Source organism: Klebsiella sp. PCX (genome assembly GCF_021869705.1).
Lineage (GTDB): Bacteria > Pseudomonadota > Gammaproteobacteria > Enterobacterales > Enterobacteriaceae > Klebsiella > Klebsiella quasipneumoniae.
Map to the genome: position 1 here is coordinate 2,412,094 of NZ_CP091527.1, position 17,171 is coordinate 2,429,264.

Genomic DNA, 17,171 nt, shown 5'->3' on the forward strand with positions numbered 1-17,171 from the left:
CTCAAATAAGACGTTTTAAATATGAATATCGAGTTGCGTCATCTGCGCTACTTTGTCGCCGTCGCCGAGGAGCTGCATTTTGGCCGCGCCGCGGCGCGACTGAACATCTCTCAACCGCCGTTAAGCCAGCAAATTCAGATCCTCGAGCAGCAGACCGGCGCCCGCCTGTTCGCCCGCACCAACCGCAGCGTCAGCCTGACGGCGGCGGGCAAACAGTTTCTCGCCGACAGCCGACAAATTCTCGCCCAGGTGGAGGACGCTGCCGCCCGCGCCGCCCGCCTGCACCATGGGGAAACGGGCGAACTGCGTATCGGCTTTACCTCCTCGGCCCCTTTTATCAAGGCGGTATCCGATACGCTGTCGCTGTTTCGTCAGCGCTACCCGGATGTGCATATTCTCACCCGCGAGACCAATACCCGCGAACAGATTGTCCCGTTGAGCGAGGGGGCCCTCGACCTTGGCCTGTTGCGTAATACCCAACTGCCGGACACCCTGGCGTGGCAGCGGGTCCTGCGTGAGCCGCTGCTGGCGATGGTCCCGGCGGACCATCCGCTGGCCCGCCTGCCCTCGGTCAGCCTGGCGGCGCTGGCGCGGGAGCCGTTCGTCTTTTTCGACCCGCATGTCGGTACCGGCCTGTATGACGATATCCTTGGCCTGCTGCGCCGCTACGGCCATACGCCGGTGATTGCCCAGGAGGTGGGGGAGGCGATGACCATTATTGGCCTGGTGGCCGCCGGACTGGGGGTGTCGATCCTGCCGGCCTCCTTTCAGCGCGTGCAGCTCAGCGAAATGCGCTGGCTGCCGATCGACGAACAGGATGCGGTGTCAGAGATGTGGCTGGTGTGGTCGAAACACCATGAGCAGGGAGCGCTGGCAAAACGCTTTCGTGACACGCTGCTGGCCTGGAAAAGCGAGCGCAATTGAAGCAAAAATGGGCTGGAAATGTGCGGTAAATCACAAGGCTAAGCAAAAATTTGACGTTCACCATCGAAGTGCTTCACCATAGCCGAAAGTTTATTTCGAAGCGCGAAAATAAAGGGAGTCAATGGTGGTAGCGGATAGTCAACCAGGCCATATCGATCAAATCAAGCAGACCAATGCGGGCGCCGTCTATCGCCTGATTGATCAGCTCGGCCCGGTATCGCGTATCGACCTCTCCCGATTTGCGCAACTGGCGCCCGCCAGCATCACCAAAATTGTTCGCGAAATGCTGGAAGCGCACCTGGTGCAGGAGACCGAAATTCAGGAGCCCGGCAGCCGCGGGCGGCCGGCGGTGGGGCTGATGGTGGAAACCGAGGCATGGCACTATCTGGCGGTGCGCATCAGCCGCGGCGAGATCCACCTTTCGCTGCGTGATTTAAGCAGCCAGCTGGTGGTGGAGGAGCAGCTGGAGCTGGCGCTTGCCGACAGCACGCCGTTTCTGACGCGGATTATCGACCATATCGATCGCTTCTTTATTCGCCACCAGAAGAAGCTGGAACGTCTCACCTCCATCGCCATCACGATGCCGGGTATCATTGATACTGAAAACGGCATTATTCATCGCATGCCGTTTTATGAAGAAGTCAAAGACGTCCCGTTGGGCGAAACGCTGGCCAACCATACCGGGGTGCCGGTCTATATTCAGCATGACATCAGCGCCTGGACCATGGCGGAATCGCTGTTTGGCGCCTCGCGCGGCGCCCGGGATGTCATTCAGGTAGTGATCGATCACAACGTTGGCGCCGGGGTTATCACCGATGGACGTCTGCTGCACGCCGGCAGCAGCAGTCTCGTGGAGATCGGTCATACCCAGGTCGACCCCTACGGCAAACGCTGCTACTGCGGCAACCATGGCTGTCTGGAAACGATCGCCAGCGTGGAGAGCGTGCTGGAGCTGGCGCAGATGCGGATGGCGCAGTCGATGAGCTCGCTACTGCATCAGCGTCCGCTGAGCGTGGAGTGGCTATGTCAGGCGGCGCTGCAGGGCGATCTGCTGGCCCGGGACATTATCAGCGGCGTCGGTAATCACGTCGGCCGCATTCTGGCGATCATGGTCAATCTGTTTAACCCGCAGAAAATCCTGATTGGCTCGCCGTTTAACCTGGCGGCAGACATTCTTTTTCCGGCAATTTCCAGCTGCATTCGGCAACAATCACTCCCGGCCTACAGCCAGCATATCGCGGTTGAAAGCACCCAGTTCTCCAACCGCGGAACGATGGCTGGCGCGGCGTTGGTCAAGGATGCGCTCTATAACGGATCCTTACTCATACGACTGTTACAGGGTTAACATTTTTTCATAGTCACACCAAAAATTGCGCTATCTCAAGCTGACCCCCAGCGGCTTCACGTAGACTTTGCCCACTGTTGATTATTTCTCTCCCGTATATTTCATCGACAAAACTGTGGGGTTAGTGATGTTTAAGCGTTTCTTTATTACAGGTACAGACACCTCTGTCGGGAAGACAGTGGTTTCCCGTGCGCTGTTGCAGGCACTTGCTGCCAGAGGCAAAAGCGTGGCCGGGTACAAGCCTGTGGCGAAGGGCAGCAAAGAGACGCCGGACGGTTTGCGTAACAAAGACGCGCTGGTGCTGCAGAGCGTCTCCACGCTGGCGTTACCCTATGAGGCTGTCAATCCCATCGCCTTAAGCGAAGACGAAAGCAGCGTGGCGCACAGCTGCCCGATCAACTACGGTCTGCTGTCGGATGGTTTGCAGCGGCTGACCGGGCAGGTTGAACATGTGGTGGTTGAAGGCACCGGCGGCTGGCGCAGCCTGATGAACGACCTGCGACCGCTCTCCGAATGGGTGGTACAGGAGCAGCTCCCGGTGCTGATGGTGGTGGGGATCCAGGAAGGGTGCATCAACCATGCGCTGCTGACGGCCCAGGCGATCGCCAATGACGGGCTACCGCTGATCGGCTGGGTGGCCAACCGCATTAACCCCGGTCTGGCGCACTACGCCGAAATCATCGATGTGCTCAGCAAAAAGCTGCCGGCGCCGCTCATTGGCGAGCTGCCGTATCTGCCGCGCGCCGAGCAGCGTGAGCTAAGCCGCTACGTCGACTTAGACATGCTCGGCAACGTGATGGCGATAGATCGAATCCCGGCGTAACGTCCGCGACAGCACCGACGCCACCACGCAGGTGATCAACAGGCCGGGCAGCAGCGTATACTGCCCGGTCATCTCACAAATCATCAGGGTCGACATAATGGGCGCATGGGTGGTGGCGGCAAGAAACGCCGCCATGCCGGTCAGTCCCATCATCAAAGCCATCTCCTGATCCCCCGGTAGCCACAGCCCGCTGAAGCGGGCAAACAGCATGCCCATCGCCAGACCGACAAACAGCGTGGGGGTAAACACCCCGCCCGGCGCGCCGGAGCCACTGCTGGCCAGCACCGCCAGCAGTTTGCACAGGAATACCGCCACCAGCAGCGCGCCGGGCGGCGGCAGCAGGAGATAGCTTTGCACCACGCTGTAGCCGTTGCCCCACACCGCCGGAGTGATGAGCGATAAGCCGCCGACTATCAGCCCGCCCAGCGCCAGCTGCCACGGCGGCGCCAGCTTCAGCCTGACGAACCCGCGGTGGCTGTAGTCCATCAGCCAGATAAACAGCGGCCCGCACAGCCCGGCCAGCAGTCCGGTGGCGAGCATCAGGCCATAGTGCAGCGCGCTGAGGTCCTTCTGCAGAACGACATGGTACAGCGGCGCGGCGCCGCCGTTGAGAAACTGGGTGAGCAGCAGGGCGATCACCGCCGAGATGACAACCGGCCCAAGCGAGGCCAGCATCAGCGTGCCAAAGAGAATTTCAGCGATAAACAGGCTGCCGGCCAGCGGGGCATGATAGGCGCTGGCCATCCCGGCGGCGGCGCCGCAGGCGACCCACAGCTTCCATTCTGCCTGCGGCGTGAAGCGGCGGGCGAACAGCGAGGCCGCCAGCGCGGCCAGCAGGATCATGGCGCCTTCCCGGCCAATCGCGCTGCCGGTGACCACCACCAGCAGCGAGGCCAGCGACTTCACCAGGCTTGCCGGCGTATCGAAGCAACCGTCCCCGGTTTCCAGGGCTTCCATATAATCGGTGGCGGCGTGCGGGCGGGCAATGCTGCGCCGCTGCCAGAGCCAGAGAAGTGTCCCTGCCGCCAGTCCCCCCAGCGCCGGGGTAATCAGCCGCCGCCACGCCGGCAGCGACTGCGCGGCGTTGACCAGGCTCCCGCTGTCGTTACCGAGAAACAGCGTTTCCAGCACCACCATGGCATGGCGAAACAGGGCCACCGCCAGGGCGGCGAGCAGGCCAATCAGCGTGGCGATCAGCAGGCGACGAAACATCACCTGCACGTCAGGATAGGGATGAAGACGGTGCATCGGTCATGGCGAGAGTCGGAAAACATGGCCTTATTGTGATAGGGAATAACCTTATATGCAAAAGCGATAAGTGCGGGTCACGGTCAGGCGTGCAAATAAGGAAACCGCGCCGACTACCGGCGCGGTAAAGGGATTAGCGATAGAGCGGCTTTTCCGCCACGGCGATCGGCAGATTCTCCTGCCACTGCGCCAGGGTCGCCTGCGCCAGCTGACCCAGCGCCTGGTAGAAGGGGTGGGCAGCGCGTTCGACAAAGACGCTCAGGAAGCGTCCGGACCACGGCAGCAGATGCCAGGCCAGCAGCTGGCCAAACAACGCCTCCTGCTCAGTTTCGCACAGCCACGCCGCCAGCAGCAGCAGGGTGCCGAAATGGTCTTCCGGCTCGTTGCGATCGGCGTCCAGTGCGATGCCGTTCGCGCGCATCCATTCGCGCAGGGCCAGCGTGGATTCGCCGAACAGCACCGATTCTTTATCCAGCCAGACGGATCCCCATGGCGGCGCCGGCAGGGCCCATGGTCCGATAAACAGGCGCTGCCAGGCTTCCGGCAACGACTCTTCAGCCGACGCGGCAAACCCCGATGCCAGCGGGGCGGCAACCGGATAGGGCCACTGTTGCTGCCAGCTGCCGTCCTGGAAGGCGGCGACCAGCGGCGCGATTTGCGCGTTATTCGGCGCATAAGAGAACAACGCGCCCAGGGTACGGGCGCTTAACGCGACGGCGTCGCGGTGTGGGAACGGCATCATCACTTATTCCTTTCTGCGGCGCGCGCCGGCGCGCCGTCTCATTAACCGGCAACCGCCATACCGACGGTCATATGTAGCCCATAAAACAGGCCGCGGCCAATACATTCAGCAATCAAGACCAGCAGCAGACCAGCCAGTAGCCCCGCCGCGCGCGGCGGCTGACGGCGGATCAGCGGACACAGCCAGCAGCCGAGTCCCAGCGCCAGCAGGATCAGGCGTAAGGCCTGCAGTCTGCCGTAATTCGGCAACAGGCTGGCCGCCTGCTGAACGGAGCTGTGAATAGTACTGAGCCCGGCGCTTTGCATGACGATCACCGCGGCGCTGATGACCAGCGCGGCCACGCTCAACCCAGCAATAAACCAGCCGTTAACGTCGACTTTCGCCATTTGCAACAGCAGGGCGGCGAACAGCGGCCCGCTAAGGAGTACCGTCAGGAAGAAGGCGCTGGTGGTGTAGCCAGTGTACCATGTCGGTACAGTATCGATTTGATAAACCCGGGTCATCGCGAGGACAAACAGCAGCCCCAACAGCAGGGTGATCACCAGCCAGATTTTGCCCAGCGCCGCCGGCATTTTTTCCAGCACTGCCAGCAGCCACCAGAATCCGCCCACAGCGAAAAACAAGGCGCCGCTGGCGATTTCGTTGCTCAGCGCCGAGGCGCCGACGCGGTTCAGCGAGTTAAACGCGCGCAGTGGCGAACCGAGATGCATAACTGAAGCGAGAAAGCCGATCCCCATCAGCAGCCAGATAAAAAACATGCTGCGCACCAGACGCTGCCGCGCTTCGCGCTGGTCCGCCAGCTCGAGCCAGACCAGACCGCTGATGAGTGTCGCGCCCACCACGCATTGCCCCAGTACCGTAAACAGCACCAGCGGCCATTCATGCCATCCGCTTCCCATCTCACACCTCCTTCGGGTTTGCCAGATAACCGGTGGTATCGCCACACGGCCGGGCGTTGCGGTTAGGGTTGATCGCGATGCTCGGCTGAGTGAAGTGCGCCGAGGGCAGCGGGGCTACCGCCGCCAGTTGGCCGTGCTTAGCACGCAGTTCAGCAATCGGCCCGAAATCGAGCGCCCGCAGCGGGCAGGACTCGACGCAGACCGGCTTTTTCCCCTCGGCGACGCGCTCATGACAGCCGTCGCACTTGGTCATATGGCCTTTGTCGGCGTTGTACTGCGGCGCGCCGTACGGACAGGCCATATGACAGTAGCGGCAGCCGATGCACACCTCTTCATCCACCACCACAAAACCGTCTTCGCGCTTGTGCATCGCCCCGCTCGGGCAGACTTTGGTGCAGGCCGGATCGGCGCAGTGGTTACAGGCGATGGAGAGGTAATAGGCAAAAACGTTCTGCTGCCAGATGCCGTTGTCCTGCTGCCAGTCGCCGCCGGCATACTCGTAGATGCGACGGAAACTGACTTCCGGGGTCAGGTTTTTATAGTCCTTACAGGCCAGCTCGCAGGTTTTGCACCCGGTACAGCGAGCGGAGTCGATAAAGAATCCATATTGCGTGCTCATGGTTTACTCCTTAAACCTTCTCGATATCGACCAGGTTGGTATGCTGCGGATTCCCTTTCGCCAGCGGCGACGGGCGATGGGTGGTCAGGGTATTCATGCAGGCGCCATGGTCAACCCGGTCGCCGGCCATATTGGCGTCGTGCCACGCGCCCTGGCCCATCGCCGACACGCCCGGCATGATGCGCGGCGTCACTTTCGCCGGCAGCCGGACTTCGCCGCGCTGGTTGAACACCCGCACCAGATCGCCGTTATTAATCCCGCGTTTTTCCGCGTCAAGCGGGTTGATCCACACTTCCTGACGGCAGGCGGCCTGCAGCACATCCACGTTGCCGTAGCTGGAATGGGTGCGCGCCTTATAGTGGAATCCAAATAGCTGCAGCGGATACTGACTGCGCAGCGGATCGTCCCAGCCTTCAAATGTGGAGGCGTAGACCGGCAGCGGGCTGATGACGTCGTCTTTCTCCAGCTGCCAGCGGGCGGCAATCTCGGCGAGCCGGCTGGAGTAGATCTCAATTTTGCCGGACGGGGTGTTGAGCGGATGCGCTTCGGGGTCGCGGCGGAAGTCGCGATAGGCGACGAAGTGGCCGTTCGGATCCTTGCGTTTGTAGATGCCCATTCGCTTCAGCTCCTCGTAGGCCGGCAGCGCCGGATCTTTCGCCACCATTTTGGCGTACAGATGCTGCAGCCACTGCGCCTGCGTGCGCCCCTCGGTAAAACGCTGGTAGACATCGTCGCCGAGCCGTTTCGCCACTTCGCTTAAGATCCAGTAAATCGGTTTGCGTTCAAACTTCGCCGAGGTGGCGGGCTGGATGAAAATCAGATAGCCCATATTGCCGGCGTAATCGTTGGGAATGATATCCTCTTGCTCAACGGTCATCAGGTCGGGCAGCAGCAGGTCGGCGTATTTCGCCGACGAGGTCATAAAGTTGTCGATGACCACGATGGTTTCGCACTTGCTCTCGTCCTGCAGAATATCGTGCGTCTTATTGATGTCGGAGTGCTGGTTGATGAGGGTGTTGCCCGCGTAGTTCCACAGGAATTTGATTGGCACATCCAGCTTCTCTTTGCCTCGCACGCCGTCGCGGGTGGCGGTCATTTCCGGACCACGGGCGATGGCGTCGGTCCAGGTGAAGCAGGAGATGGCGGTTTTCACCGGATTTTCCAGCACCGGCAGACGCTCGATGGTGATGGTGTAGGTCGATTCGCGAGCGCCGCTGTTGCCGCCGTTGATGCCGACGTTGCCGGTTAAGATCGGCAGCATGGCGATTGCCCGGGCCGAGAGCTCGCCGTTGGCCTGGCGCTGCGGCCCCCAGCCCTGGCAGATATAGGCCGGTTTGATCATGCCGATGTCGCGCGCTAGTTTAATGATGCGATCGGCTGGGATGCCGGTGATACGCGAGGCCCACTGCGGCGTTTTGGCGACGCCGTCGTCGCCCTCGCCGAGGATATAGGCTTTATAGTGGCCATTCTCAGGCGCCCCGGCCGGCAGCGTCTTCTCATCGTAGCCGACGCAGTATTTATCAAGGAACGGCTGATCCACCAGATTCTCGTTAATCAACACCCAGGCGATACCGGCGACCAGCGCGGCGTCCGTGCCGGGGCGAATGGGGATCCACTCATCTTCGCGACCGGCGGCGGTATCGGTGTAGCGCGGATCGATAACGATCATCCGCGCGTTGGAGCGCTCGCGGGCCTGTTCCAGATACCAGGTAATGCCGCCGCCGCTCATGCGGGTTTCCGCCGGGTTGTTGCCGAACATCACCACCAGCTTGCTGTTTTCAATATCTGAGGTGCTGTTGCCGTCGTTACTGCCGTAGGTGTAGGGCATGGCGCAGGCGATCTGCGCGGTGCTGTAGGTACCGTACTGGTTAAGCGAGCCGCCGTAGCAGTTCATCAGCCGCGCCACCGGCGAAGCGGAAGGCGAGGAGCGAGTGATGTTCCCGCCGACAATTCCTGATGAGTAGTTAATGTACACGGCTTCGTTGCCATATTCCGCGACGACGCGCTTCAGGCGGTCAGCAAGGGTATCCAGCGCTTCCTGCCAGCTGATACGCTCAAATTTGCCTTCTCCGCGTTTTCCCACGCGCTTCATCGGATAGTTAAGGCGATCCGGGTGGTTGATGCGCCGGCGAATCGAACGCCCGCGCAGGCAGGCGCGGACCTGGTGATCGCCATAGCGGTCGTCGCCGGTGTTATCCGTTTCGACATACACCACTTCATCATCACGCACGTGCAACCGCAGGGCGCAGCGGCTGCCGCAGTTGACCGAACAGGCGCCCCAGACAATGCGGGTGTTGTCGCCGGCAGCCTGCTGTACCGCCGCCGCGGCGCTGCGCAGCGTAAAGGGGAGGGGAAGCCCGCCGGCGGCCAGCGCCAGAGAACCGAGGGCTGTGGATTTAAGTAACGCGCGTCGGGTGACGCCGCCGGAAGATTCCTGATTCGACATTGCTCACTCCATGATGGTTATGCTGGGCGGAGAAGGGCCGCCGCGTCATTAACAGACGCCGGGGTGAGCGATAATACGTTATGGGTAGCCGGCAGATCTTATCCCTGGTCAATGCAGGGATAAGATCTTTCGTTTGAAAGCAAAGAGGGCTTACTGAGCGTCGTTTTCGGCGGGACTGTCGCTGTTACGGGTGTAGGTGATTTTGAAGGTGTCATTGGCGCAATGACCCACCACCTGAGCGCCGGGCTGGTCCGCCTGGTCGTTGGGCACAATGGCCAGACTGAAGGCCGTTTCCGGTACGCCATTGTTCATGATCTTCTGTTGAATATCATTTTTGACCCGCTCGCAAGAGTCGGGCGCCGCCAGTACGGTCGTGGAGCACAGCAGCAGCGCGGCGCCTGTCCAGAGGGATAGTTTCATCTTACGCTCCTTATCGATGTTATCCAGATTTAAGCATAGCAGAACTGGTGTAAACAATTGTATTTGCTAATATGATTGGATGTACACAAAAGGAATCACCTGTGAAAAGACTGTATTGGCTGATCCCGACCGCGCTGTTGCTGACGGCGTGCGACCGCGAAAGCGTCCCGGAAGCCTTCACCCCGGAGATGGCGAGTTTTTCCAATGAATTTGAGTTCGATCCGCTGCGCGGACCGGTGAAAGATTTTAGCCAGACGCTACTGGACGAACACGATGTGGTGGTCAAAAAGGTGAGCGCGCAGCTGTCAAAAGAGGGATGTTTCGATCTGTTGACGCTGGAGGATGTGGAGAATAACACCGGCGCTACGCTGCTGCTGGACGCCAACTATTACGTCGATGGCCGCACCCATGAGAAGCGGCTGCGTCTGCAGGGGAAATGTCAGCTGGCGGAGATGCCCGCCACCGGCGTGAGCTGGGAAACGGATGATAACGGTTTTATTATCAGCGCCCGCGGCAAAGAGACCACCGCCACCTACCGCTACGACAGCGATGGCTATCCGCTGGGGAAAACCACCACCGCCAAAGAGGAGCGATTTACCGTTGCCTCCACGCCGTCGAAGGATCCGCGCAAGAAAATGGACTATACCGCCATCAGCACCTTCAACGACCGCACGCTGGGCACAGTGCGCCAGACCTGCGACTACGATCGACATGACAATCCGCTGAGCTGTGAGCTGCAGGTGATCGATGAAAGCGTCCAGCCGCCGCTGACCCGCCACTACACGATTAAAAACCGCATTGATTATTACTGAGCCGTCGGCTTCAGCAGGGACGGCCCCGGCGTTTTGTGTTCCGCCAGATACTGATGCTGGAACAGACACATGCGGATGGTGTTGCGATACTCGCCGTTAATGAAAAACTCATGGATCAGTTCGCCCTCGACCATAAAGCCGAGCTTGCGGTAAATATGGATCGCTTTTTCATTCTCTTTATCGACAATCAGATACAGCTTATACAGATTGAGCACGGTAAAGCCATAGTCCATCGCCAGCCGCGCGGCGCGGGTGGCGAGACCTTTTCCCTGGAAGTCGGGCGAGATGATGATCTGGAACTCGGCCCGGCGGTGCACATGGTTGATTTCAACCAGCTCCACCAGTCCGGCTTTATCGCCATTGCATTCGATCACAAAGCGACGCTCGCTTTGGTCGTGAATATGCTTGTCGTACAGATCGGAAAGCTCAACGAAGGCTTCATAGGGCTCTTCAAACCAGTAGCGCATCACGCTGGCGTTGTTGTCGAGCTGGTGAACAAAGCGCAAATCTTCGCGCTCAAGGGGGCGGAGTCTGACGTGTAGCGCGTCGGTCATGGGAATTCCTGTGGTCAAAGCGGAAAAGAGGGGACGGAAAGGCGGCGCCCGCAGGCGCCAGCGTGCTCAGGGATTGATCGCCCGGCCGGTACGGCGGTCAAGGCAGCGCAGGGTGTTTGGTTCCCAGTAGGCATTGACGTTGGCGCTCTTCTGGCAGTTATCCTGCGCGTCAAAGGCGACATCGGTTTTGTCCCACTCTTTTTCCGCCCGTTTGTTCACCTTCTGGCGCAGGCTGCGGGTGTCGTTCCATTGCTCTTTTTCCATCGACGCCTGCTGACGGCTTTGCGCGCTGTCGCCTGACTCAATCACCAGCCGGTCGGTGGCTGCGAATGAGCTGGAGGTATAGACCACGGCGCTTAACGCCAGAATGGCGGTCAGGCACCAGCGTTTGTTCAGTGTCATGTTCATCACGATTTCCTTTAGGTGATGGGTTAACCCTCAGGTTAAGTTTACTACAGCTGTTTTGCCGGGCATAGCCGACAAAACAGCGTAGGGAAAGGGCTATTATCGCGTAGAATAGTTCAACGCTTTGTCTCTTTTACGAATCTTTTAATGCTCAAAACCACGCTGCTGTTCTTTGCCACCGCTCTGTGTGAAATCGTCGGCTGCTATCTGCCGTGGCTATGGTTAAAACGCGGGGCCACGCCGCTGCTGCTGATCCCCGCCGGCCTGGCGCTGGGGCTGTTCGTCTGGCTCCTGACGCTCCATCCAACCGCCAGCGGGCGGGTATATGCCGCCTACGGTGGCGTGTATGTTTGTACCGCATTGCTCTGGCTGCGGGTCGTTGACGGAGTCAAATTAACCCATTATGACTGGGCGGGGGCGGCCATCGCGCTGTGCGGGATGCTGATCATCGTGGCGGGCTGGGGACGGGTATAAGCCCGTCTAATGTGATCCCTGCCACTTTTTTAAACCCTAATTCTTGTATGGTAGTCGACCTGTTGCCTTACTTATCAGACATCATATTGGGTTATGACTCTGTAAGGAACAACGATGGCTATTGAGACATTTGCCCCACAGGCGGGTGCAACGCCGCTGCGCATCCGTCGGGTGCAGAAGATCACCCTGACGCTGCTGTTTATCGCCGGTATCGTTAACTTTCTGGACCGCTCTTCCCTGAGCGTCGCCGGGGAGGCGATACGCGCCGATTTGGGTCTGAGCGCCACCGAGTTCGGGGTGCTGCTCTCCGCTTTTTCGCTCTCCTACGGCTTCGCGCAACTGCCCTCGGGCATTTTGCTGGATCGCCTCGGACCGCGGGTTGTGCTGGGCGCCGGGCTAATATTCTGGTCTGCGATGCAGGCCCTGACCGGGATAGTCAATTCGTTCTCGCATTTTATTCTGCTGCGCATTGGCCTCGGGATCGGCGAAGCGCCGTTTATGCCCGCCGGCGTGAAATCGATCAACGACTGGTATGCGCAACGAGAGCGCGGCACGGCGGTGGGGATATTTAACTCCTCGACGGTGCTGGGTCAGGCCATCGCCCCGCCGGCGCTGGTCGTCATGCAGCTGGCCTGGGGCTGGCGGACAATGTTTGTGGTGATTGGTTTAGCCGGTATCCTGGTCGGCCTGTGCTGGTATGTGGGATACCGTAACCGGCGGCAATTCACCCTGCAGGAGGAGGAGCAACGCTATCTGGCCAGCGAGGAGGCGGCACGACCGGCGCTGAAACTGAGCGAATGGCTGGCGCTGTTTAAACGACGTACCACCTGGGGGATGATCCTCGGCTTCTCCGGGGTGAACTATACCGGCTGGCTGTATATCGCGTGGCTGCCGGGTTATCTGCAGGCGCAGCAGGGATTGAGCCTTGCTAAAACCGGCTGGGTGGCGGCGATCCCGTTTCTCGCCGCGGCGGTGGGCATGTGGGTCAATGGGCTGGTGGTCGATGCGCTGGCGCGCAGAGGCTACGATCTGGCGAAAACCCGCAAAACGGCGATTGTCGCCGGACTGGTGCTTTCCGCGCTCGGCACGCTGTTGGTGGTGCAATCAAACTCGCCGACCCAGGCGGTGGCGTTTATCTCCATGGCGCTGTTCTGCGTCCATTTCGCTGGCACCTCGGCCTGGGGATTGGTACAGGTGCTGGTGGCGGAACATAAAGTGGCGTCGGTGGCGGCGATCCAGAACTTTGGCAGCTTTGTGTTTGCCTCCTTCGCGCCGATCGTCACCGGCTGGGTTGTGGATACCACCCACTCTTTCAATCTGGCGCTGGTGATCGCCGCCGGCGTGACCTTCGCCGGGGCGCTGTGCTACTTCTTTATCGTCAAAACCCGCATCGATTAACCGGTCGTTATGCAACAGGCCCGCAGGGAGGCGTGGCCTGCGCCATGATCCGTCTTCTCTTACCGCTTCGTGGCGTATTTTCTTCTGTCATCTCAGAGATTTTGTGACCGATCGCCAGCGAGCACAACCCGGCAAAAGCTTCTTGTATGGTAGTTGACAGAAATCAAAGATGTTATACCAATTGCGTGAGATGGTTGAGGCACAAAGGCATTCTCCTCGAGAGTTCTCCCAGAGAATGGTTGATGAGCCACATAACAACGAGAGTTACCATGGAAAACACCCTCTTAACCGCTAACGCCATCCTGCCCGGCTACGATCGCCACGCGCTGGTCCCCCGTATCGTCCATCTGGGTTTTGGCGCGTTTCACCGCGCCCATCAGGCGGTATACGCCGATATACTGGCCAGCGAGTACGGCAGTGACTGGGGCTACACTGAAGTCAACCTGATTGGCGGCGAGCAGCAGATCGCCGATCTCCGGCAGCAGGATCTGCTGTATACCGTGGCCGAAATGTCCGCCGACGCGTGGACCGCGCGCGTGGTCGGGGTGGTGAAGCAGGCGCTGCATGCCCAGGTTGATGGTCTCGAGGCCGTGCTTTCGGCGATGTGTGAGCCACAGGTGGCCATTGTCTCCCTCACCATTACCGAGAAAGGCTATTGCCATTCGCCCGCCAGCGGCGAGCTGCAGCTCGATCACCCGCTGATCGCCGCCGATCTCGCTAACCCGCGCCAGCCGAAATCGGCAGCGGGCGTGGTGGTGGAGGCTTTAGCGCGCCGCCGGGCGGCAGGGCTGCCTGCCTTTACCGTGATGTCCTGCGATAACATGCCGGAAAACGGTCATGTGATGCGCAACGTCGTTTGCGCCTACGCCCGGGCGCTGGACGCGGACCTCGCAGCATGGATAGAACAGAACGTTACCTTTCCGTCGACCATGGTGGACCGCATTGTCCCGGCGGTGACCGCGGAAACCCTCGATAAAATTGAACAGCTGACCGGCGTGCGCGACCCGGCTGGGGTGGCCTGTGAGCCGTTCCGCCAGTGGGTGATTGAGGATAACTTTGTCGCCGGACGTCCACAGTGGGAGAAAGCGGGGGCGGAGCTGGTCGCCGATGTGGTGCCTTTCGAAGAGATGAAGCTGCGGATGCTCAACGGCAGCCATTCGTTCCTCGCCTATCTCGGCTATCTGGCCGGTTATCAGCATATCAACGACTGTATGCAGGATGACAACTACCGCCGCGCGGCGCTGGCGCTGATGCTGGACGAGCAGGCCCCGACCTTAAAAGTGCAGGGGGTGGATCTGTCACACTATGCCAGTCTGCTGATTGACCGCTACTGCAATCCGGCGCTCAAACACCGTACCTGGCAGATTGCGATGGACGGTAGCCAGAAGCTGCCGCAGCGCATGCTGGACTCGGTACGTTGGCATCTGGCGCACCAGCATGACTTCACGCTGCTGGCACTGGGCGTGGCGGGGTGGATGCGCTATGTCGGCGGTGTTGACGACGCCGGCCAGGCGATCGAAATTTGCGATCCGCTGCTGCCGGTGATCCAGCAGGCGGTAGCCGCCAGCGCCGATGGCGAAGCGCGCGTCAAAACGCTGTTGGGCATTGAGGCCATCTTTGGCCGGGAGCTGCCGCAGGAAGCGCGGTTCGTCTCGGCGGTGACTCGCGCCTATGTAGCGCTGCAGCGTCAGGGGGCGAAAGCCACCGTTGCCGCATGGGCTGAGGCGCAATAATCATTTGTTCCCGGTGTCGGTCATGGGGTCGACACCGGCTCTTCTGCTGTTTCTGCACGGTTCCGCTGATAAATCTTTTTTTGCTGTCGTTCGCTTTTAGCAGGCTAAAAATATGATCGAACGCAATGTCCTTACATAACTCTATATTTCCCTGATTTACTAAAGATAATTAGCTGTTATTTTTCCGAATAATGGCTGGTCATTCACCGCAAAAATGGCATAGTTAAGTTATTGAAAAATCATTTTCTCTGGAAAAGGAGTGCGGGCCATGTATAAAAAGATTTTATTGCCTGTTGATGTTTTTGAAATGGATTTAAGCGATAAGGCAGTGCGTCACGCGGAATTTCTCGCATCGGCGGAAAATGGCGAGATCACCTTGCTCAACGTCCTGCCGAACAGCAGCCGTTCGTTATTACGCGGATTTACGGCGGATATTCGTAAATTCGAAGCCTATATGCAGGAAGAGTCAGAGAAAAAGATGCGCGAGGTGGCGCGACTGTTCGACCTGCCAATGTCACGGATCCATACCCGGGTCGTCTTTGGTAACGTGCGCGATGAAATTCTGGCTATCAGTAACAACGAAGCGTTCGATGTGATAGTGATTGGCTCCCGCAAACCGGGGATCTCCACCCATCTGCTGGGCTCCAACGCCGAGTCCATTTTGCGCTACGCCAAAACGCCGGTGCTGGTGGTCAGATAATCCCCTCCGTCACGACGGCTGCGTCAGCCTTATCTCGCAGCCGTCTGGTCCTTACTCTTCGCTAAACCAGTCGCGATTCTCCTGACGGATCAGCAGCACAGATTCGCTGATTTCATGCAAATGAATACTCATGGCTTTCTCGACTGCCTCAGCGTCGCGTTTTTCCAGCGCGGTAAAAATTTCGTGATGCTGGCGCAGAAGCATCTCCGGGGAGGAAACATGGTCAAGGCTCATGTAGCGCACGCGGTCAATGGCGGCTTTGATGTTTTCCACCGTATCCCAGGCCAGCTGACAATCGGCAATAACCGACAGCTTCTGGTGAAATTCATCATCAAGCAGGAAAAAATCGTTTAACTGCTGGCGGTCGACGGCAATACGCTGCTGATGGAGATTCTGCTCCAGCTGATAGACTTGCTCATCGTTAATCATGCCAGCGGCACGGCGGACCACCGCGCACTCAATCGCCTGGCGGACAAAGCAACCATTGCGCACCTGAGACAGGGAGATTTTGTTGACGTAGCTGCCGCGCTGGGGACGGATCTGGATCAGTCCATTCTCCGCCAGCTTAATAAAGGCCTCGCGCACCGGCTGACGAGATACCGCAAAACGCACGGAGACTTCTTTCTCCGACAGCGGCGTGCCAGGCGGGATGAGGCAGTGAACGATATCCCGGCGGAGGATGCGATAAATTTGCTGATTAACGGGTTGCGTCGGATTCAGTTGCGATTCTGCGGCCATTGATGGTTACTTTTTATGGGGTTATGCGCACTATTTTACGCGTTTTTTGCGGTTCCGCCCATACCCGGCCAGCAGGCCGGGTGGCTGACGGTTAGCCCTGGCGGTGAACGCTGAGCCCGGCAAAGCTCTGGCTCACCGGCATCATCTCCAGGGTGTTGATGTTGACGTGTTTCGGTAGGGTGGCCACCCACCAAACCGCCTCAGTCACATCTTCCGGCGTCAGGGCTTCGGTGTTCTCGTAGGTTTTACCGGCTTTGGCGTCATCGCCTTTAAAGCGGACGTTAGAGAACTCGGTGCCGCCCACCAGGCCCGGCTCGATGTCGGTGACGCGCACCGCGGTGCCGTGCAGGTCAGTGCGAAGATTGAGGCTGAACTGGCGCACAAAGGCTTTGGTCGCTCCATAGACGTTACCGCCAGCATAAGGCCAGCTGCCCGCCGTGGAGCCGATGTTGATGATATGGCCGCGATTGCGCGCCACCATGCCCGGCAGGACGGCGCGGGTCATGTACACCAGCCCTTTATTATTGGTGTCGATCATATCTTCCCAGTCTTCCACGCTGGCGCGGTGCGCCGGCTCCAGACCGAGCGCCAGACCCGCGTTGTTCACCAGCACATCGATAGCCTGCCACTCGGCGGGCAGGTCGGTAATCAGCGTCTCAATAGCGGCGCGGTTGCGGACGTCCAGTTGCGCGATATAAAGATTATCGCCCAGCTCATCTTTCAGCGTCTTCAGGCGCTCTTCGCGACGTCCGGTGGCAATCACTTTATGACCGTTAGCGACAAAACGGCGAGTAATACTTTCACCAAAACCGGCAGTGGCGCCGGTGACCATGATAATCATCTTACTGTTCCTCAACGCTTTTTGTGTTTTCATACCATAGCACGCACAGG

The 17,171-nt window shown here is 59.4% G+C and carries 18 protein-coding genes; 8 read left to right on the forward strand and 10 right to left on the reverse strand.

The genetic code is table 11. The annotated features are described in order from the left end of the window. Nucleotides 1-21 precede the first annotated feature (21 nt). From GQR96_RS11350 to bioD, 3 genes are all read left to right on the forward strand, one after another. Nucleotides 22-924 carry a LysR family transcriptional regulator gene (locus tag GQR96_RS11350; protein WP_004206047.1) on the forward strand — a complete coding sequence of 301 codons (903 nt, stop codon included), beginning with the start codon at nt 22-24 and terminating at the stop codon, nt 922-924. A gap of 124 nt (nt 925-1,048) precedes the next feature. Beyond that, complete coding sequence (mlc, locus tag GQR96_RS11355) at nt 1,049-2,269, forward strand: sugar metabolism global transcriptional regulator Mlc (protein WP_004206046.1); 1,221 nt, start codon at nt 1,049-1,051, stop codon at nt 2,267-2,269. Nucleotides 2,270-2,396: 127 nt separating this feature from the next. Beyond that, nucleotides 2,397-3,092 (forward strand): dethiobiotin synthase, encoded by a 696-nt coding sequence (bioD, locus tag GQR96_RS11360; protein ID WP_004206045.1) that lies wholly within the window; start codon nt 2,397-2,399, stop codon nt 3,090-3,092. Here the strand turns inward: bioD and clcB are convergent. The 6 genes from clcB to GQR96_RS11390 all read right to left on the reverse strand — a co-directional run bounded on the left by clcB (nt 3,045) and on the right by GQR96_RS11390 (nt 9,466). Then, entirely contained in the window at nt 3,045-4,340 is a 1,296-nt protein-coding gene (clcB, locus tag GQR96_RS11365; protein ID WP_065903391.1) for a voltage-gated ClC-type chloride channel ClcB, read from the reverse strand. The genes bioD and clcB overlap by 48 nt on opposite strands. Before the next feature lie 133 nt (nt 4,341-4,473). Then, on the reverse strand, nt 4,474-5,082 hold the full coding sequence (gene dmsD / locus GQR96_RS11370; RefSeq protein ID WP_049003714.1) for a Tat proofreading chaperone DmsD: 609 nt from the start codon (nt 5,080-5,082) through the stop codon (nt 4,474-4,476). Nucleotides 5,083-5,123: 41 nt separating this feature from the next. After that, on the reverse strand, nt 5,124-5,981 hold the full coding sequence (locus tag GQR96_RS11375; protein WP_065903393.1) for a DmsC/YnfH family molybdoenzyme membrane anchor subunit: 858 nt from the start codon (nt 5,979-5,981) through the stop codon (nt 5,124-5,126). A gap of 1 nt (nt 5,982) precedes the next feature. Further along, the gene (locus GQR96_RS11380; protein ID WP_065903395.1) at nt 5,983-6,600 is read right to left on the reverse strand and encodes a DMSO/selenate family reductase complex B subunit; all 618 of its coding nucleotides are present in this window, start codon (nt 6,598-6,600) and stop codon (nt 5,983-5,985) included. Nucleotides 6,601-6,610: 10 nt separating this feature from the next. Then, nucleotides 6,611-9,046 (reverse strand): selenate/tellurate reductase subunit YnfE, encoded by a 2,436-nt coding sequence (gene ynfE, locus GQR96_RS11385; protein WP_069135610.1) that lies wholly within the window; start codon nt 9,044-9,046, stop codon nt 6,611-6,613. A 150-nt stretch (nt 9,047-9,196) separates the two neighbouring features. After that, a complete protein-coding gene (locus GQR96_RS11390; RefSeq protein ID WP_023318174.1) occupies nt 9,197-9,466 on the reverse strand; it encodes a DUF1161 domain-containing protein in 270 nt (89 codons plus the stop codon). 101 nt (nt 9,467-9,567) lie between these two features. Between GQR96_RS11390 and GQR96_RS11395 the strand changes: the two genes are divergently transcribed. Further along, complete coding sequence (locus GQR96_RS11395; RefSeq protein WP_017900332.1) at nt 9,568-10,278, forward strand: YnfC family lipoprotein; 711 nt, start codon at nt 9,568-9,570, stop codon at nt 10,276-10,278. Here the strand turns inward: GQR96_RS11395 and speG are convergent. After that, nucleotides 10,272-10,832 carry a spermidine N1-acetyltransferase gene (gene speG / locus GQR96_RS11400; protein WP_004206037.1) on the reverse strand — a complete coding sequence of 187 codons (561 nt, stop codon included), beginning with the start codon at nt 10,830-10,832 and terminating at the stop codon, nt 10,272-10,274. The genes GQR96_RS11395 and speG overlap by 7 nt on opposite strands. A 66-nt stretch (nt 10,833-10,898) precedes the next feature. Beyond that, on the reverse strand, nt 10,899-11,240 hold the full coding sequence (locus tag GQR96_RS11405) for a DUF1283 family protein (protein ID WP_004206035.1): 342 nt from the start codon (nt 11,238-11,240) through the stop codon (nt 10,899-10,901). Nucleotides 11,241-11,348: 108 nt separating this feature from the next. Between GQR96_RS11405 and GQR96_RS11410 the strand changes: the two genes are divergently transcribed. From GQR96_RS11410 to GQR96_RS11425, 4 genes are all read left to right on the forward strand, one after another. Then, the gene (locus tag GQR96_RS11410; protein WP_175936593.1) at nt 11,349-11,711 is read left to right on the forward strand and encodes a YnfA family protein; all 363 of its coding nucleotides are present in this window, start codon (nt 11,349-11,351) and stop codon (nt 11,709-11,711) included. A gap of 114 nt (nt 11,712-11,825) precedes the next feature. Further along, on the forward strand, nt 11,826-13,109 hold the full coding sequence (locus GQR96_RS11415; protein ID WP_023318175.1) for an MFS transporter: 1,284 nt from the start codon (nt 11,826-11,828) through the stop codon (nt 13,107-13,109). 269 nt (nt 13,110-13,378) lie between these two features. Then, the gene (locus GQR96_RS11420) at nt 13,379-14,842 is read left to right on the forward strand and encodes a mannitol dehydrogenase family protein (protein WP_069734181.1); all 1,464 of its coding nucleotides are present in this window, start codon (nt 13,379-13,381) and stop codon (nt 14,840-14,842) included. 268 nt (nt 14,843-15,110) lie between these two features. Next, nucleotides 15,111-15,542 carry a universal stress protein gene (locus tag GQR96_RS11425; RefSeq protein WP_004206026.1) on the forward strand — a complete coding sequence of 144 codons (432 nt, stop codon included), beginning with the start codon at nt 15,111-15,113 and terminating at the stop codon, nt 15,540-15,542. 51 nt (nt 15,543-15,593) lie between these two features. Here the strand turns inward: GQR96_RS11425 and GQR96_RS11430 are convergent, their stop codons facing one another. Both GQR96_RS11430 and ydfG read right to left on the reverse strand, forming a co-directional pair. Beyond that, entirely contained in the window at nt 15,594-16,280 is a 687-nt protein-coding gene (locus GQR96_RS11430; RefSeq protein WP_004206025.1) for a GntR family transcriptional regulator, read from the reverse strand. 91 nt (nt 16,281-16,371) lie between these two features. Continuing rightward, entirely contained in the window at nt 16,372-17,121 is a 750-nt protein-coding gene (gene ydfG / locus GQR96_RS11435; RefSeq protein ID WP_057215052.1) for a bifunctional NADP-dependent 3-hydroxy acid dehydrogenase/3-hydroxypropionate dehydrogenase YdfG, read from the reverse strand. Nucleotides 17,122-17,171 lie beyond the last annotated feature (50 nt).